The following is a 25,103-nucleotide window of genomic DNA, read 5'->3' as shown; positions in this document are numbered from 1 at the left end:
GCAGCAATGAACTATCACCAATATTATCCCGTTGACGTGGTGAACGGCCCCGGTACTCGGGTCACCCTATTTGTGTCCGGTTGTGAGCACCAATGCCGAGGTTGCTATAATCAAAGTACTTGGGATGTGCGCTCAGGCCATTTATTTGATAAGGCGATGGAAGATACGCTTATCGCCGATCTGCAGGATGAGCGCATTGTGCGCCGCGGCTTGTCACTCTCTGGGGGCGATCCACTTTTACCCGCCAACCTTGAGGGAATGCTCGCGTTAGTGAAGCGGGTGAAAACCGAATGTCCGGGTAAAGATATTTGGCTGTGGACGGGTTATACCTGGGATGCGCTAACGGATAAGCAGCGGGCGGTACTGGAATATGTGGACGTGCTGGTGGATGGTAAATTCGAACAGAGCCTTGCCGATCCGAGTTTGCCATACCGTGGCAGCAGCAATCAGGTGATCCGTTTCTTATAAAAGCGGTAACGAGGATCGCTAACTTGCTGTTATAATCCCACACCTTGACACAGTGACCCAGACATTCAGGCTCAAAATAGTGCAAATATCGACTGGGATTCACTTAAGTAATTTAAGGTAACATGATGAATTTAAAGCAAGAACTGCAGCAGCTTAACGATAAGTTAGATAAGTTTCGTCGTAAACTGGCGGCAGCAGAGCAACGTGGCGATGCCGTTATTGTGGCGCAATTTAAACGCGAGATTGCGGCGGTCACTAAGCAAATCAATAGTGTAAAAACGCAGCAGTCGCGCCTTTTACAAAAGCAAGGTACAGATATTCAACACTTGCCATTCCACCGTGCCCTCACCAAAGCTGAGCAAGCCGACATGGGTCAACTGAAAAAGTCAGTCAAGGGCCTAGTGGTTGTGCATCCTATGACGGCATTAGGACGCGAAATGGGCTTAACCGAAGTCACGGGTTTTGCTCCAGCTAAGTTTTAAGTTTTATTGGCAAGTTATTCATTGAGTTGCAAAATAAGGCACATACTTATTTTGCAGCGCCTTGAATGGTTGTTCGACGGATTGAGCTATACCCGTGATAGCGCCGCAGGTTTCGATTTATAGTTGATTAAATTACTAAAGTATTTCGTGATTATGGAAAACGCTTTAGAATAGGCGCTCAGTAGGCGAAGAGCCCAATCATCGTTTTGTTTATGGATGTTCCTTCCGTCTCATGGAATGAGAGTAGTCGTTAAGGTTAAGTCATGTCGATAAAATATGTCGCGACGTCAAAATTACCCACTCCCTGGGGCGTTTTTGCCATGCACGGTTTTGAAGATACCGAAACCAGTAAAGAGCATGTTGCCCTCACGTTTGGCACCCTAAGTAGCGATGCCCCCGTATTAGGCCGTATTCACTCTGAGTGTCTTACGGGCGATGCCTTGTTTAGCTTACGCTGTGACTGTGGCTTCCAGCTGCAAACTGCGATGCAAAACATTGCCGAAACTGGCAGTGGATTTATCTTATATTTGCGTCAGGAAGGCCGCGGTATCGGTCTACTCAATAAGATCCGCGCCTATGAATTGCAGGATAAAGGCGCCAATACGGTTGAGGCGAATGAGCAATTAGGTTTCCCGGCGGACATGCGTAAATACGATATGATCCAACCTATGCTTGAACAAATTGGCGTGAAGCATGTACGCTTAATGACCAATAACCCTCGCAAAGTCAAAGCGATGAAAGAAATCGGCATCGAAGTGGTTGAGCGTGTTCCCCTGCAAGTCGGTAAAAACCGCTACAATGAAGCTTACTTAAAGACCAAATCCACCGAACTTGGCCATATGATGTCTGAGTATCATTTTACGGATGAAGAGTAATCTTTAACCAAAGCGATAACCGATTAGGCTTAGCAAATCAGGATCTGTTTGCATAAATTGAAGACCATTTTTAGCCGGTTACTCGTTAAATGCTTTTGCTGTTCGGCGCTATCAATGGGGTGCGTCTTCCCACTGTTGGCGTCGACCGCTCCCATTGTAAGCCACACCCAACCGCAGGCTGCGCAGCTATCTCAGTCGTTTGCTCAAATGAGCCCCGAATCACCGATTGATGGGCAAAATAATCCCAACTCTGTTTATGCCTTTGGCAGTTATCTTGGCACGGGTGTGTATCGGGCTGCCGATCAAAATGCCACTGTGGTGAGCATTCCCTTAAGCTTTGATTTCTTAAAGGACGAAAGTAGTCAAACCTGGCTGCGTTTACCCTTGTCCTTCGGTTTTTTTGACTACTTAGCCAAAGATATTACCGATGGTGAATTGCCTTCCTCGGTCGGCACTATGACGATGACGCCAGGCATCGAACACCACTGGCAGGCAACGGCAAATACGCGGATGGAAGCCTATCTGGATGTGGGGTTTGGGACGAATTTCGATACCGATGCGAACGTGGCGATTTTAGCCTCGGGCGTGAGTAGCCTGTATGATTTCAGCCTAGCGGGTGAAGACAGCGTTTGGGTATCTAGGCTAAGGTTTGCGGGCTACAGTGAGCGGGTAGGAAAATTAACCGACCAATTTGCGGTATTGCAAACCGGAGTCGATATTGGCCTTTCACCCCGCTGGCAATGGTTGAATATTCAGATGCAGCCGAGAGTTTTTGCAGTCGGTTATTGGTATTTCAACGAGCTGGACTTTAGCCAAAATGCTGAAGATGAAACCATAGTCTCCGGCAGCTACGAGTTTGGCGCTACACTCGCCTTTGCTAAGCCTTTGGGTGGCGATCTCCTCGGCATAGATAGAATTGGGATCAGTTATCGCACTGGCGACGGATTAAATATCTGGCGTTTATTATTTAGTTTTCCTATTTAATCTGTTTCAACCCAAGCTCATGACGTGTTGATATACAAAGACTAACGCAGATTGGCGCTAAGTCTTAGCCTGCAGATTTTTGCGCATCCCGCATTTTCTTATCCATTAACACGGCAATTTGATTACCGAGTTGCATAATTTGCTCCTGCAATAGCTTACGTTGTTGAGCCGCAGCTTCAGAATCATCTCCTTCGAGTTTCGTGAGCATTTCCTGCAAGGCTTTGATTTGTTCCTTTATGCGTTTAATTTGCTCATCAATAATCGATGTGGGCTCTTCGGTATCAGTTGTTTCCGTTTGCTGCAATTTTTCTGCTGCTTGCCCCCTTAAAGCTGAACCTACTTCAGTGGCGAGGGCTTGTCTTCCCGCATTGGAGATATTGACCGTTTCTTGAGGTGACGAGTCTATGGTCTCTGTTGAGCCGTTGGATGAAGGCGTGGTGGTGATATAGGCACTGGACACTGACTTAAAGGCGCCGCTGTTTGCAGTAGTATTTAATCCATTAATGTTCACGATAGATTCCTTTAATACTTCAATGTGGTCGCTCAACTATGTTCAATAGCGTAACCAATGTGAGTGACAAGTGTGCTTTATCGAGCTATCGGCTGATGGATAAAAAACTCAAGCAGATTTTCATCCTTATTTTGCAAAGGACGCGATATGTGGGATTGAGAAAGGGCAAATTGGCAGTGAGTTATTTGTTAAGGAAACTTCCAAGTCGGATTGACATGCTAAATCAGGGGATTTGGTAATACGGTATATCTAAGGTAACGTAGGCCAATTAATTGTACGACAATAATTTTACCCTACTAGGATGCGAGTCAATGGATCATAAAAAACGCGCCGCACTACTCACGACAGCCAGTTTTAAGGCGGTTTCTCTCTTATCACTCAGTGTCTTGAGTGGCATTTCTGCGCCGGCAATGGCCAAGAATATCTTAGATAAATTGACGGTTGCCGAAGGCTTTAACGTAACTCTTTTTGCTGATGATGTTGAAAATGCGCGTGAAATTGCCGTATCCGATAAAGGTATCGTCTATGCGGGCTCGATGAAGGCGGGGAATGTTTATGCCCTAATCGACCGTAACCAGGACGGCGTTGCCGATGAGAAAATCCTAGTTGCCTCAGGACTTAAGCTACCTTCAGGTGTGGTCATCAAAGATGGCGATCTGTATGTCTCCGAAGTCGAGCGCATCATTCGATTCAAGGATATAGACAACAACTTAAACTCACCCAAATTTGAGGTGGTGTTCGATGGCTTTCCAAGTGAAACCCACCATGGCTGGAAAGTGTTAGGGGTTTCACCGACAGGCGAGTTAATCATTCCGGTGGGCGTGCCCTGCAATGTGTGCGCGGAGAATGAACGCTATGGGCGCATTTTCTCGCTTAATCTTGAGACCAAAAAATTAACGACGATTGCCCAAGGGGTTCGTAATTCCGTCGGGTTTGATTTTCAGCCTGGCACTCAAACCCTTTGGTTTAGCGATAATGGCCGCGACATGATGGGCGATGATATTCCTCCCTGCGAAATCAATAAGGTCAGTTACTTGGGTGAACATTTTGGCTTTCCTTATGTGCATGCAGGTACGATTCTTGACCCTGAGTTTGGCCAAGGTAAAGATCCTGCCAAATACACTGCACCGGCACTCTCCCTAGGGGCGCATGTTGCGCCGCTCGGCATTCATTTTTATTTGGGTAAACAGTTCCCTAGCGACTATCAACAGCAGTTATTTGTGGCCGAGCATGGTTCGTGGAATCGCACTAAGAAAGCGGGTTATAAAGTGGCCGTGGCAACGATTGAGCAAGGCAAGGTGGTGAAATACACCCCGTTTTTAACTGGCTTTATGCAGGATGAACAAACCTTCGGTCGCCCAGTGGCGTTTGCCGAATTGGCCGATGGCAGTTTACTCGTATCGGATGATTATGCGGGGGCGATTTACCGTGTGACTTATCCGCAGACAAAGTAGCCGATAGCTAAGGCTTAAACGTTAATCCGGCTGTTAAACCACTTAAAAAATAATGCGCGGGATAATCGAGTGAATTATCCCGCGCATTTTTGTCTGTTCTTGTGAATGCGCTTTTGAATATTCTCGCGAAATTAGTCGCGCTTGCCCCAGATATGGCTATTGATCTGGCCATCCGTTGCAGTTGTCGATGCGGCTGCATTCGTCTGAGCAGGTTTTTGTGCGGGTTTTGCAGGCTTCTTGGCCGCTGCTTTCGCCGGAGCGTTAGATGATTTTGCGCCTGGCAGTGGTAGTTTATTGGTTTTTAAATACAAATATTCCACTTTTTCCCGCGCCCAGTCGGTTTTTCTTAAAAAGCGCAGACTCGATTTGATACTCGGATCTTCGGTAAAACAACGGATTTTGATGCGCGCGCCGAGTTCTTCCCAACCATAGTGTTCCACCAGTTGGGTGACTATGGCTTCGAGTGTGATGCCGTGTAATGGGTTATTTGATTGAGTCATCTTGAATAAACTGCCGTGAACAATGGCGGGATTATACCAGCATTATGGGCTTAGGCTTAAGGCGATGGATAAAAAAACGGACACTGATGAGTGTCCGTTCAATTTGAGTCGCGATATTTCTAGTGGTTTTGCTCGAAATTAAGCTTCATCGGGTAATTCGCTGTCGCTGTCGCTATCGACTTCGCCTTTACCTTTGGTTTTCACAATCAATAACGCAGTGATAACTAAGGTTGAAATGCTTCCTGCGATGGTCGACAGGGTCATAGGCAAACCTGCGCCTAAGGTTGCTGAATTGAGCAGGAAAGTGATAACCACGGTAGTCATAAACATCGCTGGAATAGTGGTGATCCAGTGCAGTTTATTGTGACGTAGTAGGTAAGCAGAGGCTGTCCAGAGCATTAATACTGCGGTCGCTTGGTTAGCCACACCGAAGTAGCGCCAGATCACGCCGAAGTCGACTTGAGTCAATAAACCACCAATCACAAACAATGGGATGGCCAAGACTAAACGTTTTGGTAGGGCAACCTGTGGCATTTTAAAGAACTCAGCCAAGATCAAACGGGCAGAGCGGAAAGCGGTGTCGCCTGACGTAATAGGCAGAATGATGACCCCAAGGATGGCCATAAAGCCACCTACAGCACCTAATAGACCGGTAGAGGCTTCGTAAACTACGTTTGCAGGGTTGCCCGCCATGCCTGTGCTTAATCCTTCAACACCGTGGAAGTAAGACAGTGCAATCGCACACCAGAGTAGGGCGATGATACCTTCACCGATCATGGCGCCAAAGAACACGAAACGGCCGTTCTTTTCGTTTTCAACACAACGTGCCATCAGCGGCGATTGTGTTGCGTGGAAGCCTGAAATCGCACCACAAGCAATGGTGATAAACAGTGCAGGCCACAGTGGCATGTCTTTCGGGTTTAAGTTTTGGAAGAAGTCACCCGCTTGCACATTAGGCAGCAGTGTATGTTCGCTCGATAATATGATCGCAAAGGCTAAGCCAAAGGACATAAAGAACAGCAGCGCGCCAAAGAAGGGATACAGACGGCCGATAATTTTATCGACAGGTACCACAGTGGCAATCAGGTAGTAAACGAAGATAATCGCAACGAAAATACTGACATCCCAACCCGTTAGCTTGCCTAACAGACCCGCTGGCGCAGAGATAAACACCACACCCACAAGTAACAGCAGTATGATGGCAAACACGTTCATAAAGTGTTTGGCACTCTTACCTAAGTATTTACCCGCAAGGTTAGGCACAGATTGGCCGCCGTTACGGACCGACAGCATACCCGAAAAGTAATCGTGCACCGCACCGGCAAAAATACAACCGATCACAATCCACAGCATGGCCGCAGGACCGTAAAGCGCACCTAGGATTGGGCCGAAGATTGGACCTACACCCGCGATATTCAATAGTTGGATTAAGTACACTTTGCCTTTCGACATAGGCACATAGTCTACGCCGTCGGTTTGGCTAAAAGCCGGTGTTTGACGTTTTTCGTTGATACCAAATACCTTTTCAACAAAGGTACCGTAGATAAAGTAACCGCCGATCAATAAACCGACGCAGAGTAGGAACCACATCATTTTAGTTATCTCCCCATTTTGAGTTGTGCAGAGTGTAAACAAGTTGTTTACACAAAACAGCGCTAACTGGGTGAGAGGTCGATAATGCTGACTCAGCGGTAATAGAATGGGGCGAGCGGTTGCATACGTATGTCATTCATAAGTATTAACCGTCCCGAGCGGTTAGGAGATGAGTATAAGCGGTCAATAATCGGACTATTGGAAGCCAAATAATTGCTTAAGGCTTTTGAGATAGCGGCGGGATACGGGCACTTTGTCGCCAAGCAGGGTAGTGACTTCGGCGCCGGTATCAAGCAGTTCTATCTCGGCAATGGCCTTGGGCGAAATCAGATATTGACGATGACAACGCACTAGCGGCGTTTTTTCCTCTAATACCTTCAGGGTGAGCTGGGTGTGGACCTTGCCCTTAGTACAGGCGACATGGATACCGCTTAAATCGCTAAATACATATTCAACATCTTGAATGGGGATGACTTTTAACTTACTGCCGCTGTAACAGGGCAAATGCTCCAGCGTCGATGGCGCGATCAGATTCACGGCTTGTGGCGTCAGATCCTTACGGACTCGTTTCAAGGTTTGGCTGAGACGTTCGGCATCTATGGGTTTAAGCAGATAATCAAAGGCATGATTATCAAAGGCTTTGACTGCAAACTCATCGAACGCAGTCACAAACACGATTTTTGGCAAAGTGTCGGGGTCGAGCATGGCAATCAACTCCATGCCGGAAATCCGCGGCATTTGGATGTCGAGAAAAATCAATTGAGGTTTTTCTTTGGCAATGGTTTGCAGCGCCTCAATCGCATTGGAGCATTGGCCGATAATCTCAATATCAGCTTCTTGACCGAGCAGATCGGCAAGCTCTTCGCGGGCAAACAATTCATCGTCGACAATTAAACAAGTGATCACGTGCTGGTTTCCGTCTGTTCTATGGGTAAGCGGATAGTGACTTTGGTGTACTCATCCGGCTCGCATTCCACCTGAATGCCGTACTGCTCACCAAACAGGTTTTGGATCCGTTTATGGACTAAGTTCATGCCTAGCCCTTCAGAACCAATAATCGGCTGGTAAAGCCCAGCATTATCAGTGACTTCTAAGACCAATATCTGTTCATCCATTCGGCCTGTCACCTTGATTTGCCCTTGCTCAATCATATGGGAGGTGCCGTGTTTGACGGCATTTTCAATGATCGGTTGCAGGGTAAATGCAGGCACTTTGCAGTGATAGAGTGACTCAGGAATAGCGATATTGACCTGTAATTTATCAATAAATCTGGCTTTCTCAATGGTGAGATAGGAGGCGATGTGATCGAGCTCATCCCCGAGTGTCACTAAACCCGTGGTACGCTTTAAATTGATCCGCAAAAACTGAGATAACTGCTGTAGCAGTTGCTTCGACATATCGGGATCGCGCTTAATAATCGCACTGATGGTATTGAGTGCGTTGAATAAAAAATGCGGATTAACTTGAGCTTGCAGTAATTTGAGCTCGGCTTGGGTCAGCAGATTTTGCTGCTGTTCAAAGCGGCCATAGAGGATCTGGTTCGACAATAGCCGCGCGATCCCTTCCCCTAAGGTGCGGTTAATGTTCAGGAACAGTTTATTTTTAGGCTCGTATAACTTGATGGTGCCAATGACTTCAGTGTCGCTGCGAAGTGGGATCACTAGGCTCGAACCGAGTTTACACTGGCTCGAAATCGAGCAGGAATAGGGCATTTCTACCCCATCGGCGAACATCACTTTGTTCTGGTTAATGGCCTCAAGGGTTATTTTTGAGGAAATCGGTGTGCCGGGAATATGATGGTCAGCGCCTATGCCAATAAAAGCCAAGAGTTTTTCGCGGTCGGTAATGGCCACTGCGCCGACATTGGTTTCTTGGATCACAATTTGCGCAACCTTACCGCTACTCTCTTCATTAAAGCCCTTGGAGAGTAAGCCCACGCTGCGCTCGGCAATCTTGAGCGCCTTGGTCGAGAAGCTGGAGGATAGCTTATCGAACATGGTTTTTTGGTCACGGATCATGCTCATAAACAGCGCCGCACCGATGGAATTAACTAAGAGCATCGGCGGTGCAATCTGTCGAACTAATTCCCAGGCATCATCAAATGGGCGGGCGATCAGTAGAATAATGCTCATCTGCATCATTTCGGCGTAAAAGGTCACTAGGCAAACTAACAGTGGATTGTAGATAAGCTCGCTCTTGCCCGCGCGGCGCAGGTAAAAACTGATCATGCCCGCTGACAGGCCTTCGAGGGTAGTGGAAATGGCGCAGGCTAAATCGGTAAAACCACCCATACTGTAGCGGTGCAAACCTCCCGTGATACCGACTAAAAATCCCGTGACAGGACCGCCGAGTAAGCCACCTAATACGGCGCCCATCGCGCGAGTATTGGCAATGGCGCCCGAGGTTTGCTCGCCAAAATAAGTCGCCATGATACAAAAGCTTGAAAAGATAAGATAAATAAATACCTTGTGCGGTAGGCGTGGCGCGGTTTCGGCGAACAGTTTAAAGAGTGGCGTTTTACTGACCAAATACACTATCACTAAGTAGAGTGACATCTGTTGAGTCAGGAGCAAGATCAAGGACATAGTAGCTCACTTTATCGTCATTGCAGTCGGCACAGGCATTGAAATCGGCAGTATGTGCGCAAGATCAGGGTTAAAATTCAACAGTTCGGATATAAAGCTTAATCTTTTTTACATCTTTTACATCTTTTGGAGAGACTATGTCCGATTCTGTTCACGGTCATGACGTTATGGCGCTGATGGTAGCGCAAGAAAATCCGCTTTTAAAGCCTGAGTTTATCGCCTTGATGGCCAAACCTTTGGCGACCATGCGCGTTATCACACTTGCAGCGCCGATAATCTACAGGCGGAAGAGCTGATTAGCTTATTACTGCGCAAAGGAAAAATGCTGGAATCGGAGCAAGGGTTGACTCTGGTGGCTGGGCGGCAGTGCAATCATTCACACCACTAAGATGATTGAAAGTACTCTTGTTAATCGAAGCCTAGCTAATCGAAGCTTAGGCAATAGAAGTTGAAGCAAATTGTAGTCTAGGTTCATATGAGCCTAGGCGAACTGCCCTTAGTCGATATAGCGTCAGTCAGGTTCAGAACCATTGGCCGCATTAGGTTGCGGCCAATTAAATCTCTCTAAAGCGGGATTTTATAGAGGTTTGCATCGCGGCAGTTTTATTGCAGAAAACTTAAGCAGTTATCACTCCCGATAACCGCTAATATCAATGCATAAAGAGTCGAGTTAACCCTCATTTTTCTTACTTTTATTGACTACTTTGAGTTGTTCCTCAGCCGTTCTGTGGCTGAACTCATCAATCAAAATCCGCAGCAGCCGCGATTTAGCAATCTTGGTTTCCTTTGCCAGGCCATCGAGCTGGGAAATACTGGTTTCGGTTAAGGTAAAAGTGGCGTGGCGGTAAATCTTGGCGGACTTTTTATCTAATCCCTTAGGCTCGACTGTGGGGATGTTAAGAATACTCGCCTTGCCAAGAGCATAGTTATTGGCATCTTCAATAAAATCATCAACAGAAACCGACTTGATGACTTGTTTGGGTTTCTTACGTTTAAGATCAGTTAAGCTCATAACTATTTTCTGGAGGTAAGGTGAACAGCTCATCCACAATTGCGCGGATTTCGTCGGCCGCTTTTCCATCGGGCTCAATTTCTATCACAGACGATCCTTTTTCCTCACTGTCATCGTAAATGTTACGGCAAAACGTCACCGAGTTAAGCACGCGTAACCCGAAGGATTGCACCACTTCTTTGGCCTCTAAAATACGTTTGACCTGTGTGGGCAGCGCGGGGCATTGGGTGAGCACTATGGTGGCCACCATTTTGGGGTTAACCATCTTACAGGTGCTGAGCATGTCTTCCATATGGGGTAAGGTTTTTAGATCGCGACGCTTAGGTCTTAGGGGGATCACCACATATGTGGCCACCGACATCGCGGCGCGCATCGCAAGGTTATCTTGACCACCGCAGTCGACAATCACATAGTCGAAACGCTCATTGAGACTGAGCAAATCGTTACGAATTTTACCGTAGAGTTGAATACAGTTAATGGCAGGGAGGCTAGGGTCGTTGTTTCGGGCTTGGATCCAATCGGATGTGGTACGTTGTGGGTCACAGTCGACCATCAGCACATTGGCGTCAAATTTCTGCTTTATATAAACCGCCAGATTTTGCGCGAGGCAACTCTTGCCACTACCACCTTTTTCACCACCCACCAGCAATATCATAGCTATGTCCCCTGTACGAATAGTTCAACTAATTCAGTGTAGAACAGCTCAATCGACCCTGCGTAGCTGGATTGAAATTAAAGCAATTGCATAGCGACATGATAGCTTTGATCATGACGTTTAGAGCAGCGGCAGACCTGACCTTTAACGCTATTCTCATGATCGGTGTCAGGATTAAAGGTCACTGTGACTAAGTCACCCAGCGAGAACGGTTTTTTATAATCAAACAAAATGCCTCTACGGGCTAAATCGATGCACACGCCTTGGTCGGTATGGTTTACATCGTCGTTATCTGTCCAATGTAAGAGTACGCGCTCGGCTTCCATATCCACGCGAAGCGACCCACGTTTTTCTTCAAATCCTGTTGGATGGTCACCCATAACTCAATTGCCCCGTAAATAATTGATCTCAGTAAAACTAGCATAATTGCTTTTTGGCAGAATACCAATGTGAAAGCGAGGTCTTTGGTGGGGATTTTACTGGCAAGAACATCGCGCCATTGCCTTTGGCTGGCAATGGCGCGCAGGAAGGTTAATTATCGTATTCTTGATTTTTAGGGTAGGGCATTTTTAATTGGCCCCAACGGATAACGATAACCGTCGCCGCTAAAATCAAAGTCGAGAGTGAAATGGCGGCAATGCGCCAGTCATCCATACTCTTCATATCTAAGATTAAGTACCGCGCTAGGGCGACAATCGCAATGTACAGCGGCATACGCACGGGTAATTTGCCCGATTCGGCGTAGTTGGCCACCATGGCGAGCACTTCAAGGTAAATAAACAATAACAGTAGATCGGCAAGCGCTACGGCGCCGACATTAAAGACATGAACAATTTCTTGACCGATGGCGACAACGGTCGCAATGGCGATGATGATTAATACCAGATGCTCAACGGCTTTTAAGCCCTTGGCACCGTATTGACGATAAAATGGCATAGGTACTCCCTACTGAATATTTTTATAAATAGTAACAGTAAAAATACCTTAGGTAGGGAAAAGAGGCGTGATTCTCTGTGACTCAATTCACAAGATAACAATTGCTTGTTGAGCCACAGAATCAAAGCGCCACGATTTTAGACGCCGCTTTAGCCAGGGCGTCCATCGGCCCTTACGCGACAAAGCATAGGTCCATAACAGTAACAGAAACAACCGAAGGCGAAGATCCACAGCGCAATGGCGGCGAGCATGAGTTCGATAAACCAAGTACTAAGTAAGCCCGCAAGGACGCGCAGCACTGTGGCTATGAGGATTAAAGCAAAAGCCAGCGCCATTGGCCGCGGCGGTGTCAGTGTGCGCCCCGTATGCCCGAGCGAGACCCGTGACATCATCGCGAGGATCATTCCGCCCAATCCCCCAACAGTAATGGAATGCATACCAACGGAAAGTGGCAATCCTGCGGCAATTAGCCCTAAACCTATGGGGATACATAAGTAACTTAAATGCAGCGACCATAATAGTGGCACTGGCCAACTGGCATTCCATCCCCAGCGAAACCAACGAATAAAGAGTACTAAGCCTGCGACACCTGCAAGAATACGGGTCAATAATGTTTCTGTTAAAAAGAGACTTATCACTAGGGCTAATAGGCTAACGAAACTTAAATACTCTATCGCTGGGATAGGAGACTGCTTTTGCCATTGGGTCGCTCGCTCAGTAAAAAATGGGATCACCCGTCCGCCGAGCAGCGCAACAATAACCGCGACCAATATCACTGCGGCATAGAGTCCGTTATTCATCCAATTCAATTGATTAGTCATTAAGCCGTAATAACTCACGCCGTTGAAGATGGTAAGTAAACTCAGAATGGGGATAAACACAAAGTTGCGCCACTGGCGAACCTCAATCACCGAAATGGCTAACAAGACCGCTGTTAAGGGTAAAAACAGCAGATCGATGACCATAATGGCCACAAGCGGAATGTTGAAGGGCAATATTAACAACAACCGAGGCAGTAGCCATACTAAAAATAGTCCAGCTAAAGGCAAACCTTTAATGCCAGGGCGTCCCGTCCAGTTTTGAACGGCTGTCAGTAAAAAGCCTGCAACTACAGCGCAGACAAAACCAAAAATCATCTCATGGCCATGCCACCAGAGTGGATTGAGTGTGCTTGGCAGTAACGACTTGCCTGAGAGCAAACCGCCCCATATACCCAGACTTAAGAGACTAAACAGGCTGGCAAATAGGAAAAAGGGTCTAAAACCTAAGCGAAACAAGGCTACTTTGGGTTGTAAGTGTGCGGGTTCATCAATATTCAGCATACAAAGCAGTGGTGAAGGTGAACATGGGAATATTTTAAGCTGCAAATAAAATGAATGTATATATCTCCTTTTGAGTAACAGTCAGTTTATTGCCGTGTAAGCTGTTTATTTTGCGGTGAGATGTGACGGATTGGCTCTTAGATGTGAGATTGCGGGTAGCTTAAGGATTTAAGTTTAGCAAGCGGCAAGTGTTACTGGGGCTGAGAAGGTCATGCTTAGAGGAGTTAACTGGTTCAATATCTTGGGTGAGCTTGACTACGAAACCCAATGCAACAAGTTAAGCAAATGTATCTAAGCTGGATCACTTATAAGACATCTAAGCGCTAATCAAAGTGCTTAGATGCTATTGGATGCGTTTAGATACAATCCTGGTGAGCTATGGGATGGTGTGGCAAAGATGCGGCAATTATTTTGTCTTACGCTTTTGCCATTTAAACATGATGGAGTATTTCCACAGGTTACTGATCGTCAGGTATCCCAAGGCGGAAAATATCACCCCTAACACTAAGCAACCAAGCAAAAATGCGGGGCCAATGGTGGCCAATGAAGACTCAATCCACTGCCAGCTGGCTTCAAAGGCAAACTCCTGCGGCGCATGCCCAAGAATTTTTGCACCTAATAAATAAGCGCCATAAAACATTACCGGCATGGTGAGCGGGTTGGTGATCCACACTAATGCGACAGAGACAGGAATATTGACATTAAACAGGATGGCGAAAGCGGCGGCGACCACCATTTGAAACGGCATTGGGATCCAAGCGACAAACAAACCTATGGCAAAGGCCCCCGGGGCAGAGCGGCGATTAAGCGCCCACAGATTGGGGTTATGTAATAAGCGACCGAAAATGCGTAGGTGTTTGTGCTCACGCAGGGTTTCAGGCTTAGGCATATATTTTTTGATTAATTTTTTTGGCATAGGCTGAAATTGCTGTCTTAACTTAATTCACTATGAATGGATTCATTTTTGGCTTTAGTGCCACCTTATTATCAGCGATGTTGTGGCCCTCGCTGCTGCCAATTAATTCTTTACCCTACCTTTGCCTTGGGGCACTCATCTTATTCAAAAAAGCGCCGAGTTTGTCTGGCATACTCTTCGCGATGTGTTGGCTTACAGGGTTTTGCTTAGTCTTATCTCGGCAGGATCTTCCTTTATCGCAACAGCCAATTCAAGTGAGGGCCGAAATCATATCACTAGTTAGTCAAAACAGCGACTGGGTTAGCTTCGATATTATTGTCGATAAACCAAATTTAATCTTTTGGCCAAGGGCGAAGTTGCGACTCACTTGGCAATCTCCCGAAGCGGTGCAAGTGGGGCAAGTTTGGTCATTTACGCTGATGCCTAAAACTATCTCGAGCGTGTTAAATCAAGGTGGCTACAACGAACAAAAGCAATTGATTAGTCAGCATATTGTTGGCAAGGGCAGGGTACTACATGCAACGTTAGAAACATCGCATTTTTCATTAAGAAATCATCTGATTAGCCAATTGTCCCCTAAGCTGCCGACATTCGAGCAGGGGGATATTTTGCTCGCGCTGATTTTAGGCGATAAGCAACTTATACCCGCCAGTAAGTGGCAGGCATTAAGGCAAACGGGAACCGGGCATTTAGTGGCGATATCTGGGCTGCATTTATCTGTGATCACCGCCTGGGTTTATGTATGCACGCTGTTTCTATTAAGCCGCTTCGCGGCGCATCCGAGCAGGCGTAATCTAGTGATTGCGCTATTGCTTGCCGGTGGTTGTGCTTTATTTTATAGCTATTTAGCGGGATTTGCCGTTTCGACCCAACGCGCGTTAGTGATGATTTTATTGATCATGCTGCTGAGTTTATTAAGGCGCTATTCGAGTGCGTGGGACCGTTTACTGTTTGCACTCTTTATTGTGCTTTTGCTCGATCCGCTTGCCTGTTTGAGTGCAGGTTTTTGGCTGTCGTTTTGCGCCTTGGCGATTATTTTATATACCTTGGAAAGCGCGCCGCGTATTCAGCCCGTTGAAGGTAACGCCACCTTTAGGGCAAAAGCGAGAGGGAGACTCGCGCAATTTTGGTCAATTCAATGGCGTTTAAGTTTGGTGTTAGGGCTGGTACAGGCGGTGTTTTTCGGCGGCCTAAGCGTACACAGTCTGTGGATGAATATGCTGGTGGTGCCTTGGTTTAGCTTAATCGTTATCCCCTTGTCTATGCTGGCGTTTATCCTCTGGTGGGTAGGCACTCTTTTGGGGCAAGCATGGTTTGCGTTGTTCCATCTGGCTGATTTAACACTGTTACCCTATGGCAAGTTATTGGAACTTAGTGGTGATTTACCCGCCCATTGGCATTCGGTCTCTGAGACCTTGCTCGGGGCCAGTCTGTGCGCACTGTTGGCCTTGATACTGTGGCGTTACCTTCCGCATCATAGTCGGTATGGGCTCTGGCATTTACCTTTAGCCTTGCTGTTTATTCCGTTCATATTAGTGATTTTTCCACGTGTGACTGAGTCCTCTTCCCCTCAGTGGACACTGCATCTACTCGATGTGGGGCAGGGATTAGCCGTGGTGATTGAACAGGATAAACGCGCACTTATCTATGATACGGGCGCCGCCTTTGGTGAAGATTTTAGCTATAGCGAACGGGTGGTCATTCCGTTTCTTAACAGCAAAGGCTTAGCTCAGGTGGATTATATTGTCGTGAGTCATAGGGATAACGACCATGCAGGTGGTGCCGAAGTACTGGCTAAAGCCTATCCAAGGGCAAACTGGATAACCGATGTGGCTCATTTGGCTGGTATGCCTTGTGTGCCGCAGCAAATTCAGTGGCAGCAATTAACGTTAAACTTTATTTCGCCGCAGACGGCCAAGGGAGGGAACAACGCCTCCTGTGTGCTGCGTATCGATGATGGCGCGCACAGTTTGTTACTCAGTGGTGATATTGAAAAGGAAACCGAAGCGGTATTGATTGAACAAGCGCTCAAAGGTGCCGAGCTTAAAAGCCAAGTGCTCATTGCGCCGCACCATGGCAGCCGCACCTCATCAACCCCTGCCTTTATCGATGCTGTCGCTCCTGAGTTAGTGTTGTTTCCTTCAGGTCTCAATAACCGTTATGGTTTCCCCAAGCCCGATGTGGTTGCGCGCTATCAAGCGCGGAATATTCAGTATTTAACGACGGGGCGAGAAGGGCAAATCAGCGTTTCTTTTAATGCTGGACGGCTTGAGGTGAAGACCTATCGGCGTGATTTGGCGCCATTTTGGTATAACCGCTTGTTTAGATTTGGTGACTTGATTAATCCAGAGTAGAATGGCCACTTTGCCATAATTTAGTGTTTTCAATGACAGCATCTCCTAAAGACGAAATGTGGAAAGTTTTCAAACGATTACTGGGCTACCTCAAACCGATGAAGGGCATGTTTTTGCTTTCAGTTGTCGGCCTGATTGTATATGGGCTTGTCGACGCGGCCTTTATTTCTTTTATCGGTCCTTTTATCGATAAAGGCTTTTCCAGTGCTCCTGCGATCAGTAACGGTATCGCACTCCCCACTAGCCAAGGCTTCCATGCCGATAACCAAGTGTTATTAATGGCACCGATAGTGGTTATTTTAATGTTTTCCCTGCGCGGTTTTGCGAACTTTGTCTCCACCTACGGCATTTCTTACATGAGTGCGCGTTTGATCATGGATATGCGTCAGCAGGTGTTTGAGCATTATCTAAGCTTGCCCGTGAGCTACATGGACAAAGAAAACACCGGGAACTTGATTTCAAAAGTCACCTTCGATACCGAACAAATTGCCCGCGCATCGGGTAGTGCCTTGATCTCCATCGTACGTGATGGGGTGACGGTTATCGGTATGCTTGCGCTGATGTTTTATAACTCTTGGAAGCTTTCCCTCTGTATTTTAGTGATTGGCCCAATTATGGGGTTGGTGATCACTATTGTCAGTCGCCGCTTCCGTAAGGTATCGAAACAAATCCAAACGGCGATGGGCGATGTCAGTGCCGCCACCGAGCAGATGATCAAAGGCCATAAAAACGTCTTGGCCTTCGGCGGGCAAGAAACCGAAACGGCGCGTTTTGCCAAAGTGAATGACAGAAACCGTCATCAAAACATGAAACTCGCCGTGGCGCAGGCCATTAGCCAGCCGCTGATCATGGTGATTGGCTCCTTTGCCTTGGCCTTTGTGCTGTATGCGGCGAGCCTCGATAGCATGAAAGCCGATTTGACCGCAGGTACCTTCGCGACCATCCTTGGCGCTATGATGGCCATGCTGCAACCTATCAAAAACCTCACGCGTGTGAATGCCGAATTTCAGCGCGGTATCGCGGCCTGTACCACGGTCTTTGAATTGTTAGACACTTTGCCTGAATCCGATACGGGGACTTATACCGTCAAGCGTGCTAAGGGCAACTTACGTTTTGATAATGTGTCCTTCAGCTACGACGGGCAGGAGCGCCGCGCCTTAGATAATATCGATTTCGAGGTCACCCAAGGGCAAACCTTGGCCTTGGTCGGACGTTCTGGCTCGGGTAAATCCACTATCGCCAGTCTGGTGACACGTTTCTACACTGGCTTGGAATCTGGCGACATTCTGCTCGATGATGTCAGCATCTATGATTACTCATTGAAATCATTGCGTAATCAAGTAGCACTTGTGTCGCAGCAAGTGACGTTGTTTAACGATACCATTGCTAATAACATCGCCTATGCCTATCCCGGCGAAGCGACCCGCGAGCAGATTATTCAAGCGGCGACCTTGGCCCATGCGATGGAGTTTATCGAGCAACTGCCCGAAGGTTTAGATACCCAAGTGGGTGAAAACGGCGTGTTATTATCGGGCGGTCAGAGACAACGTATCGCGATTGCCCGCGCTATGCTGCGCGATGCGCCTGTGCTGATCCTCGATGAAGCCACCTCAGCACTCGATACCGAATCTGAGAAGGCGATTCAGCAAGGGCTGGATAATCTTCGTCAAAACCGCACCTCGGTCGTGATTGCCCACCGTTTGTCGACCATTGAAAGTGCCGATCAAATTTTAGTGGTCGATCAAGGTCGTATCGTTGAGCGCGGTACCCATAAATCCCTGCTGGAACTTGGCGGCATGTATGCCAAGTTATACCAAATGCAGTTTGGTAGCTAAATGCAGGCGCTGGTAAATAAAATTTGGTACGAGGGCCACCCATTGCGGTGGCTCTTGCTGCCGTTTTCTGTGCTATTCGCTTTAATCACCGCGATTCGTCGCAGCCTGTTTCGCTTAGGACTCAAATCCCAAACCGCATTACCCGTGCCCGTTATCGTCGTCGGTAACATTACCGTTGGCGGCAGCGGTAAAACCCCCACAGTCATCTATTTAATTGAGTTGTTACGGCAACATGGGTTTAATCCAGGTGTGATCAGCCGAGGTTATGGCGCGGATATTCAAGGGGTCAAAGTTGTTACTGCGGTGGATAGCGCGGCGGCTGTGGGCGATGAGCCCGCCATGATAGTAGCGCGCACCAGTGTGCCTATGGTGGTGGGAGCCAAACGTGTCGATACCGCCAAGGCATTGCTGGCAGAGTTTGCCGTGGATGTGATTATCTGTGACGATGGCTTGCAGCATTACGCCCTCGGCCGTGACATTGAGCTGGTGGTGATTGATGGAAAGCGCGGTTTAGGGAATCGTCATTTGCTGCCCGCAGGGCCGCTACGGGAAGGGGCTTGGCGCCTTAATCAAGTGGATTTTGTGGTGGTCAATGGTGGGCCCGCTCAGGCCAATCAATTTGAGATGCAGCTGAGTCCGAGTGCAGTGTTACCAGTCAACCCTAAGGCTGAGGCCGTGTTTAACCCGACGCAGCCCGTGGTGGCAATGGCGGGTATTGGTCATCCGGCGCGCTTTTTTGAGACGTTAACGCAGCAAGGCATTCAACTCGCGTTATCCCATGGTTTTGATGACCACCAAGCCTACGATAAACACGTGTTATGCGAGCTTGCGGCATCTCGCCCGCTGATGATGACAGAAAAAGATGCGGTTAAATGTCGCGATTTTGCACAAGAAAACTGGTGGTATTTGGCTGTGGATGCCAAGCTATCGCCACAATTTGATCAACAGCTGCTGAGCCGTGTGCGCTCTGTGGCTGCAGCTAAACAAGGAAAATCCCATGGCGTTTGATAAAAAACTGTTAGACATAGTCGCTTGCCCTGTGTGCAAGGGAAAATTGGAATACGATAAAACAACGCAGCAATTGATTTGTAAGGCAGACAAATTAGCCTATCCAATCACGGATGGGATCCCTGTGTTACTCGAAAACCGTGCAGTTCCCTTAAACGAAGCGGTTTAATTGCAGACTGAATGAATTGGGGCTTTGATTTAGCGTTCAGTGAGTTAGCTAAGTAAAGCGTTGAAATAAGGGCGATAACCTCGCCCTTATTTTTTCTTTTTTTACTGGTAAAGATAAGCACTCAAACTTGCTAAAAGCGCGCAAATTTTTGTTTATCTTCCTCGGTGGCGCCTTCTTTACATTCTCCGCGAATTTCACCGCGTCCCGATTCAATATTTCTACTCAATTCGAAATAACCCTCGCGGCAATAGCCCGTCATTTCTAAGGTTTTTTCTAACCCCAGCTCCACTTGTTTGCCCCAAATCTCGAGTGAGTCGGCCTGCTCTTTATGACTGCGGCGCTGCTCTCTAGGATCTTGGGCGACTTGGCGCATGCGTTCTTCGTGGGGGAAGGGGCGCTCGGCATTATCCTTTTTCGATTTGTCTTCGGCTAAACCGGCTTGATAGGTAAAGAGTTTTAGGCCATCGGCTCGCAGATCTGTGGTGAGCTTATCTTTAAACTTACCCGCAAACTCAGTGGGATCTATCGGGGCGCTGCTACAGGCGAGTAGGGTAAAGCAGCTCAACAGTGTCAGACTTATCGATTTTAATAGCATATGAAGGATTACTCTTAGGTGATTCTCTTATCGAAGAATACCTTAATATGCCGCGAAATATCATGCAATTATGGGTTTTATTCGCGATATACTCACTCTCGTAAACCGCGATTATCTTTACCGCTTTATCACGCCGAATGGCGCTGTACTGAGGGAGCCTTTTTCATGTTGGACTTTTGGGCGAATCGTTTGGCACAAATCGAATGGGGTATCAGCCCATTGCAGTGCCTGAGTCTGTTGCTACTGGCGCTGTGGATTTATGCCATTTGGCCTAAGGAGGAGCTACAGCAAGTACTGAAGGACAAAGGCTTACAATGGCGGCTGTTATTGACCCTGATTGCGGTGAATACCCTGTGGTTGCTCAATGCCAGTATTCAAGTGGGATTGCATTTACACTTCTTAGGCATAGTCACTTGCCTACTGATGTTTGGTTGGCGTTTAGCCACGGTCGCCTTGCTGCTACCGAGTGCATTTTTCAGTATGTTTGTGTTAAAGCAACCCGCCGAGTTTGGGGCTTTTAGCTTGTTTGCTATCGCTATTCCGCTGTTCTGTGCCTTTATCCTCTACAGCCGTAGTTATCATTTGTTTCCTAAGCATATTTTTGTGTTTATTTTTGTCGGCGCCTTTATTAACGCAGGATTGTCGACGGTTTTTCATCAATTCAGTTGGGCATTCTGGCTGTGGTTGTCAATGGATTATGACTGGGGCGTGTTGATTGATAACTATCTGATGTTAATCCCGCTATTAGCGTTCCCTGAAGCGTTACTCAATGGCATGGCGGTGACGCTGCTCGTGGTGTACCAACCCCAGTGGTTGTTTGACTATTCCGATCGCGAATATCTTTGGCGTAAATAAACGTGGCGTAAGTAAAGAAAGGCGCAAATAAAAAGCGCGCCATAGGGCGCGCATTTATTTAGGCAAAGCGTTGATCTAAGTAATTAATAATTTCTTTCGACTCATACAGCCATTGTACTTGGCCATTTTCTTCGATGCGTAAACAAGGAACCTGTTGTTTACCGCCCTGAGCGATAAGCTCATCTTTGTGCGGGGATTGTTTTGCATCCACCGTTTGAATATTCAGTCCTTGACGACGCATGGCGCGGCGCACTTTAACGCAGAAAGGGCAGGCATTGTACTGATATAAGGCCAGCGCTTGGGTCTGGGCGTCAATCTGTTGTTGTTCTGCCTGTGGGCGTTTGCGCTTCTTTGGGGTGAACACAAAGTTCAGTAACAAAATGATCCGGCCTAAAATCCAGCGAATAATAAACATAATTACCTCGAATAAAGTGTGTTAGCGCGCCGCAGTATGGGTGGTGCAATAGGGTATTCCGCTGTCGAAAAGACTTGGCGAAATGTGATTCCGCTCGCATAAAGCCGCAGAGTGTAACCTAAGGGATGCGTGAGGCCAAGCAATTGAGAGTGAGGCGGTTAGTCGACTTTAGCTATAAAAACGCCCAGTGGTCACTAGGCGTTTTATTATCCATGTTTTGATGTTGGTGAGTATTAGTTCGCGTCGATGCTCATATTCACCTGCGCCGCATCTTGGCTCAGAGTCACGCGGCTCTCGAGTAGGAAAATCCGCTCTGGCGCGATTCCTTTACTGTCGACAAGATCGGCTTTAACCGACTTAGCCCTCTCTTGGGCTAAATCGCCTAACATGCCAGGGCTAACTGTTTGCGCTTTTACCGTGAGGTTATACAGCGCAATGTGCCAACGGGTGGTGAGTTCCTCTTTGCTCAGTGGCGTATCTTTGGTCTCGGCAACAATAGTGTCTTTCACATCATCCGGATTGGTTTTGACTTCCTGCTCGTACAGTTTGACCAGCGCATCGGCCAGTGGGCCTTCGGTTGGGAATTGGCTCGGGCTGAGATCCGCGGGTAATTCCGTCAGTGGCAGATTGGCTAGTGTGGCCAGCTTGCGTTTCATCATGCGCTCGGCAATCGCTTGGCTATCCTTGACGGCATCGACGCTGCCTTCGAGGCTCAATTTAAGCATTGGGCGATCGTCTAAGCCTTTAGCGAGTTTATCTAAGCTTTCCTGCTCAGTTGGGCTGAGTACAAATTGCCCTGGGTTGAAGGGGATTTTATCCAAGGTTTCATCGGAGCCTACCAGACCCGCAAGGAAAGAGAAGGGCGCCGTCACGGCCTTAGTGATCACATTGGTGATGGCCGTCATGATAATACCGCCGACACTAAAGCTGGGTGAGTCTAAGTCGCCGGAGACTTCCATCCCAAGGTCAATCACGCCGTGGCGGTCCTGCAACAGAGCAATCGCTAAGGTCACGGGCAAACTGGTGGCTAAGTCACTGTTGCTGCGTTTACCCAGCTTGAGCTGATCAATCACTAAGTGGTTGCTGCCCTTGAGTTGGTTTTGTTCCAGTTTGTAGTTGAGCGCTAAGGACAATTGCCCCTTATCGATGTAATAGCCTGCATAGGTGCCTGAATAAGGATTCACAGAGGTCAGCTCGACACTCTTAAACACTAGGTCTAAGTCAAGATAAGGCTTATCCAGCAGTGGGTTAATATCCCCTTTTAGGGTCACTGGCGCATACCGATCGATTTTCCCTTTAATATCGACCGATGCTGTAGTGCCGGGTTTGGAGGATAAGTGACTGATATTGCCGTCAAGCTGCTCAATGCCTGAGGCAAAGTTAGGCGTGAGGGAGTTATCGGCGAAAAACGCCGAGCCTTGGTTAAAGCTGATTTTCTGAATATCTAAGCTTAACTCGGGCTGCTTAGCCGTTGTATCGGGGCTGCTCTGCGGCCTAGCTACTGTCTTGGCCGTTGTTGCAGTCGTCTTAGACGCGTCGGTCGCAGGCGTTTCCACAATCAGATTACTGATATTGGTCGTACGATCCTTAGCGATAACCACCTTAGCGTAGGGCTGATTAAAGCTTAAATGGTCGATATTAATTTTATTCAGCTGCTGGTCAAAATCGAGCTGATTAATATGCATTTTTTGCCATTTAACCAAGGGTGCTTTACGAATGTTGTCGAGGATACTCAAATCATCCAGTTCAACACTGCCTTGATAAATCGCTTTGCCTTTGCCGTCGGCATTTAGCTTGCCATCACTGCTGAATAGGCCGCTGCTCAGCTGCATATTCACATAGGGCGCAAGGTAGGGTTGGAATTGGGCTAAGGCAAGCTGCTTGACTTTAAGGTCGGCGTTAATTGACTCACTAGGCACATCGACTTGCCCCTTAGAGATAAACCTTCCTTTATCATTTAGAGCAAAGGAAAGCTCGTATTCGATAGGCGCCTTTAAATCGCTCACTATGGTTTGTGTTGCAAAATTAAGGGGATAAACACGCCATTGCTGTGCGGTTTGGGTGAGTTTATGTTCCGCAAGTTGAATATCGTAGTTTTCTATACTCAGTCCGCCCAGTGTCACTGACCAGGCATCTTGCTGTTCAGCTGCGCTCGTATCCGAGGCTGCTTGTGAAGCCGATGCGGCTGACGCGTTCGTTTCAGCTGGCGCTTCTGGTGTTTGTGCTTCAGTTGATGTGTTTGGCGCTGCGGTATCTGTGCTGGCAGCCATAGATTTTGGCATTAACAGCTGCGCTAAATCGATGCCTTGTTCGTCTAACTTGGCTTTAAGGCTTAAACCTTCACTGTGGATTTGCTTAATGTCGACGCGCTGCTTGGCGAGGTTGAGGTTAATTCCATCAATCGCCAGCAAGGGTAAGGCGATAACGGACTGGTCGCCATTGAGTAAATCAACTTTCTCTACAATCACTTGGCCGCGTTCGACCGTGAGTTGTACGTTTCCATCGGCTGGCAGCTCAACTTGGTAATGGCTGCTGATACTGAGTTCACCCGCCGCCAGTTTTACCTTGAATTGCTCGGCTACAAATTGCCAGAGTGGGGCGAGTTGCAGTTTGGCGAGCTGTGCATCCCCGACAAGCTTAAAGGGGAAAAGTTGGAATTGTCCGGCAAGGCTGACTTCGCCCGCATGGACATCCTGCAGCTGGGCGACAAATTGGTTATGCAAAATGCTCGGAGGATTCGATGTAGAGTTGGCCTGAGTTGTAGGTGTATCCGTTGCAGGCTTATCCTGATATGTCGTCGCTTGGCCTTTTACAGGGCTTGCAGGATTGGCCGTCATCAAATATTCAGTATCTAACTGACCGAGTTTGAAGTTGATATTGGGGTAATCAACCAAGGCTTGGGTGATTTTATCATCAAATTTGACCTTGCCCGCCGTTAAGCTGAATTCACCTAATATCACTCGCGGTGGGGGGGTATTTTCAGCCGCGGTTTCAGGCTCACTCGGCGTTTTAGCCTGATTGAGGGTGGTAATAATATCGTCGAAGTTAAACTGGGTTTTCCCTTGGGTTTTCCCTTGGGTTTGAAACCGACGGATATTGGCGAAGGGGCCTTGCAGCTGGATATGATCGATCACCACGGCTTGATTAAACACCGACTGCCAGAAGTTGACTTCAAACTGCAGCTGAGATAATCCCGCAAAGGCTTGATTATCTTTCTCTTTAACTTCGAACTGTTCGATATTGACTTGGAAGGTAAAAGGATTGACCCGCATATCCTGCAGCGTCACAGGACGGCCCAATACTTCTGCAAGCTTCTCTGGGGCGAAAGACACTACGGCCTTGGGGAGTACCAGTCCAAGGATAATCAGGTAACTTAAGTAGATTATCGTTAAATAGGCGAGAATTCGTTGGTATCGAGGACGGCTAAAGAACGCCAGTTTTAACCGTGATAGCTGAGTCAACATAGTGAGATTAAGGCTCCAATACGCACGCAGGCGCGAAATCTATCAATAAATGCGACTATTCTAGCGAATAATGCTCAGGTTTACATGAGTTGTTTTTAGTTTTTCCAATTAAATC

The 25,103-nt window shown here is 47.6% G+C and carries 24 protein-coding genes and 1 pseudogene; 11 read left to right on the top strand and 14 right to left on the bottom strand.

What is annotated here, in order from left to right; genetic code table 11:
* The first annotated feature begins 6 nt into the window (after positions 1-6).
* The 4 genes from nrdG to SHEWANA3_RS13700 all read left to right on the top strand — a co-directional run bounded on the left by nrdG (position 7) and on the right by SHEWANA3_RS13700 (position 2,809).
* Entirely contained in the window at positions 7-468 is a 462-nt protein-coding gene (gene nrdG, locus SHEWANA3_RS13715; RefSeq protein ID WP_011717501.1) for an anaerobic ribonucleoside-triphosphate reductase-activating protein, read from the top strand.
* Positions 469-593: 125 nt separating this feature from the next.
* Positions 594-950, top strand: a complete 357-nt coding sequence (locus tag SHEWANA3_RS13710; RefSeq protein ID WP_011717500.1) for a YibL family ribosome-associated protein — start codon at positions 594-596, stop codon at positions 948-950.
* A gap of 263 nt (positions 951-1,213) precedes the next feature.
* Positions 1,214-1,825 (top strand): GTP cyclohydrolase II, encoded by a 612-nt coding sequence (gene ribA / locus SHEWANA3_RS13705; RefSeq protein ID WP_011717499.1) that lies wholly within the window; start codon positions 1,214-1,216, stop codon positions 1,823-1,825.
* Positions 1,826-2,032: 207 nt separating this feature from the next.
* Positions 2,033-2,809: a hypothetical protein gene (locus SHEWANA3_RS13700; RefSeq protein WP_244096622.1), complete on the top strand. Its 777-nt coding sequence runs from the start codon at positions 2,033-2,035 to the stop codon at positions 2,807-2,809.
* A 64-nt stretch (positions 2,810-2,873) separates the two neighbouring features.
* On the opposite strand, the gene SHEWANA3_RS13695 is transcribed toward SHEWANA3_RS13700, so the two are convergent.
* Positions 2,874-3,320, bottom strand: coding sequence for a FlxA-like family protein (locus SHEWANA3_RS13695; protein ID WP_011717497.1), 447 nt, complete (start codon positions 3,318-3,320; stop codon positions 2,874-2,876).
* 410 nt (positions 3,321-3,730) lie between these two features.
* On the opposite strand from SHEWANA3_RS13695, the gene SHEWANA3_RS13685 reads away from it, so the two are divergent.
* On the top strand, positions 3,731-4,774 hold the full coding sequence (locus SHEWANA3_RS13685; protein WP_166485386.1) for a PQQ-dependent sugar dehydrogenase: 1,044 nt from the start codon (positions 3,731-3,733) through the stop codon (positions 4,772-4,774).
* A gap of 131 nt (positions 4,775-4,905) precedes the next feature.
* Here SHEWANA3_RS13685 and SHEWANA3_RS13680 read toward each other — a convergent pair whose 3' ends face one another.
* The 4 genes from SHEWANA3_RS13680 to SHEWANA3_RS13665 form a co-directional block, all read right to left on the bottom strand.
* Positions 4,906-5,274, bottom strand: coding sequence for a VF530 family protein (locus SHEWANA3_RS13680; protein WP_011717495.1), 369 nt, complete (start codon positions 5,272-5,274; stop codon positions 4,906-4,908).
* Positions 5,275-5,412: 138 nt separating this feature from the next.
* A complete protein-coding gene (locus SHEWANA3_RS13675) occupies positions 5,413-6,867 on the bottom strand; it encodes a carbon starvation protein A (RefSeq protein ID WP_011717494.1) in 1,455 nt (484 codons plus the stop codon).
* A gap of 195 nt (positions 6,868-7,062) precedes the next feature.
* Positions 7,063-7,773, bottom strand: coding sequence for a two-component system response regulator BtsR (btsR, locus tag SHEWANA3_RS13670; RefSeq protein ID WP_011717493.1), 711 nt, complete (start codon positions 7,771-7,773; stop codon positions 7,063-7,065).
* Positions 7,770-9,452 carry a sensor histidine kinase gene (locus SHEWANA3_RS13665; protein ID WP_011717492.1) on the bottom strand — a complete coding sequence of 561 codons (1,683 nt, stop codon included), beginning with the start codon at positions 9,450-9,452 and terminating at the stop codon, positions 7,770-7,772. Before SHEWANA3_RS13665 ends, btsR begins: the two co-directional genes overlap by 4 nt.
* Before the next feature lie 137 nt (positions 9,453-9,589).
* Here SHEWANA3_RS13665 and SHEWANA3_RS13660 point away from each other — a divergent pair.
* Positions 9,590-9,840 (top strand): annotated as a pseudogene (locus tag SHEWANA3_RS13660) (YecH family metal-binding protein).
* 282 nt (positions 9,841-10,122) lie between these two features.
* Here SHEWANA3_RS13660 and SHEWANA3_RS13655 read toward each other — a convergent pair.
* From SHEWANA3_RS13655 to SHEWANA3_RS13630, 6 genes are all read right to left on the bottom strand, one after another.
* On the bottom strand, positions 10,123-10,464 hold the full coding sequence (locus SHEWANA3_RS13655) for a hypothetical protein (protein ID WP_011717490.1): 342 nt from the start codon (positions 10,462-10,464) through the stop codon (positions 10,123-10,125).
* Positions 10,451-11,119: an AAA family ATPase gene (locus SHEWANA3_RS13650; RefSeq protein WP_011717489.1), complete on the bottom strand. Its 669-nt coding sequence runs from the start codon at positions 11,117-11,119 to the stop codon at positions 10,451-10,453. The genes SHEWANA3_RS13655 and SHEWANA3_RS13650 overlap by 14 nt, the downstream gene beginning before the upstream one ends.
* Positions 11,120-11,196: 77 nt before the next feature.
* A complete protein-coding gene (locus SHEWANA3_RS13645) occupies positions 11,197-11,499 on the bottom strand; it encodes a PilZ domain-containing protein (RefSeq protein WP_011717488.1) in 303 nt (100 codons plus the stop codon).
* A 151-nt stretch (positions 11,500-11,650) separates the two neighbouring features.
* A complete protein-coding gene (locus tag SHEWANA3_RS13640) occupies positions 11,651-12,055 on the bottom strand; it encodes a phosphate-starvation-inducible PsiE family protein (protein ID WP_011623180.1) in 405 nt (134 codons plus the stop codon).
* A 149-nt stretch (positions 12,056-12,204) separates the two neighbouring features.
* A complete protein-coding gene (locus SHEWANA3_RS13635) occupies positions 12,205-13,377 on the bottom strand; it encodes an NnrS family protein (protein WP_011717487.1) in 1,173 nt (390 codons plus the stop codon).
* Between the two features lie 406 nt (positions 13,378-13,783).
* Positions 13,784-14,293 (bottom strand): DUF2062 domain-containing protein, encoded by a 510-nt coding sequence (locus tag SHEWANA3_RS13630; RefSeq protein WP_011717486.1) that lies wholly within the window; start codon positions 14,291-14,293, stop codon positions 13,784-13,786.
* 32 nt (positions 14,294-14,325) lie between these two features.
* On the opposite strand from SHEWANA3_RS13630, the gene SHEWANA3_RS13625 reads away from it, so the two are divergent.
* The 4 genes from SHEWANA3_RS13625 to SHEWANA3_RS13610 are packed head-to-tail and all read left to right on the top strand — an operon-like array spanning position 14,326 to position 19,659.
* Positions 14,326-16,647 carry a DNA internalization-related competence protein ComEC/Rec2 gene (locus tag SHEWANA3_RS13625; protein ID WP_011717485.1) on the top strand — a complete coding sequence of 774 codons (2,322 nt, stop codon included), beginning with the start codon at positions 14,326-14,328 and terminating at the stop codon, positions 16,645-16,647.
* Positions 16,648-16,679: 32 nt separating this feature from the next.
* Positions 16,680-18,482 carry a lipid A export permease/ATP-binding protein MsbA gene (msbA, locus tag SHEWANA3_RS13620; protein ID WP_011717484.1) on the top strand — a complete coding sequence of 601 codons (1,803 nt, stop codon included), beginning with the start codon at positions 16,680-16,682 and terminating at the stop codon, positions 18,480-18,482.
* Positions 18,483-19,490 carry a tetraacyldisaccharide 4'-kinase gene (gene lpxK / locus SHEWANA3_RS13615; protein ID WP_011717483.1) on the top strand — a complete coding sequence of 336 codons (1,008 nt, stop codon included), beginning with the start codon at positions 18,483-18,485 and terminating at the stop codon, positions 19,488-19,490.
* Positions 19,480-19,659, top strand: a complete 180-nt coding sequence (locus SHEWANA3_RS13610) for a Trm112 family protein (protein ID WP_011623174.1) — start codon at positions 19,480-19,482, stop codon at positions 19,657-19,659. Before lpxK ends, SHEWANA3_RS13610 begins: the two co-directional genes overlap by 11 nt.
* Before the next feature lie 130 nt (positions 19,660-19,789).
* Here SHEWANA3_RS13610 and SHEWANA3_RS13605 read toward each other — a convergent pair whose 3' ends face one another.
* Complete coding sequence (locus SHEWANA3_RS13605) at positions 19,790-20,254, bottom strand: hypothetical protein (RefSeq protein ID WP_011717482.1); 465 nt, start codon at positions 20,252-20,254, stop codon at positions 19,790-19,792.
* Between the two features lie 165 nt (positions 20,255-20,419).
* Between SHEWANA3_RS13605 and SHEWANA3_RS13600 the strand changes: the two genes are divergently transcribed.
* On the top strand, positions 20,420-21,109 hold the full coding sequence (locus SHEWANA3_RS13600; RefSeq protein WP_011717481.1) for an energy-coupling factor ABC transporter permease: 690 nt from the start codon (positions 20,420-20,422) through the stop codon (positions 21,107-21,109).
* A gap of 58 nt (positions 21,110-21,167) precedes the next feature.
* Here SHEWANA3_RS13600 and SHEWANA3_RS13595 read toward each other — a convergent pair whose 3' ends face one another.
* The gene (locus SHEWANA3_RS13595) at positions 21,168-21,524 is read right to left on the bottom strand and encodes a glutathione S-transferase N-terminal domain-containing protein (RefSeq protein WP_011717480.1); all 357 of its coding nucleotides are present in this window, start codon (positions 21,522-21,524) and stop codon (positions 21,168-21,170) included.
* Positions 21,525-21,757: 233 nt separating this feature from the next.
* Positions 21,758-24,988 (bottom strand): DUF748 domain-containing protein, encoded by a 3,231-nt coding sequence (locus tag SHEWANA3_RS13590; RefSeq protein WP_011717479.1) that lies wholly within the window; start codon positions 24,986-24,988, stop codon positions 21,758-21,760.
* Positions 24,989-25,103 lie beyond the last annotated feature (115 nt).

It is taken from the genome of Shewanella sp. ANA-3 (genome assembly GCF_000203935.1).
Taxonomy (GTDB): domain Bacteria; phylum Pseudomonadota; class Gammaproteobacteria; order Enterobacterales; family Shewanellaceae; genus Shewanella.
This window is presented reverse-complemented; position numbering and strand designations above follow the sequence as displayed.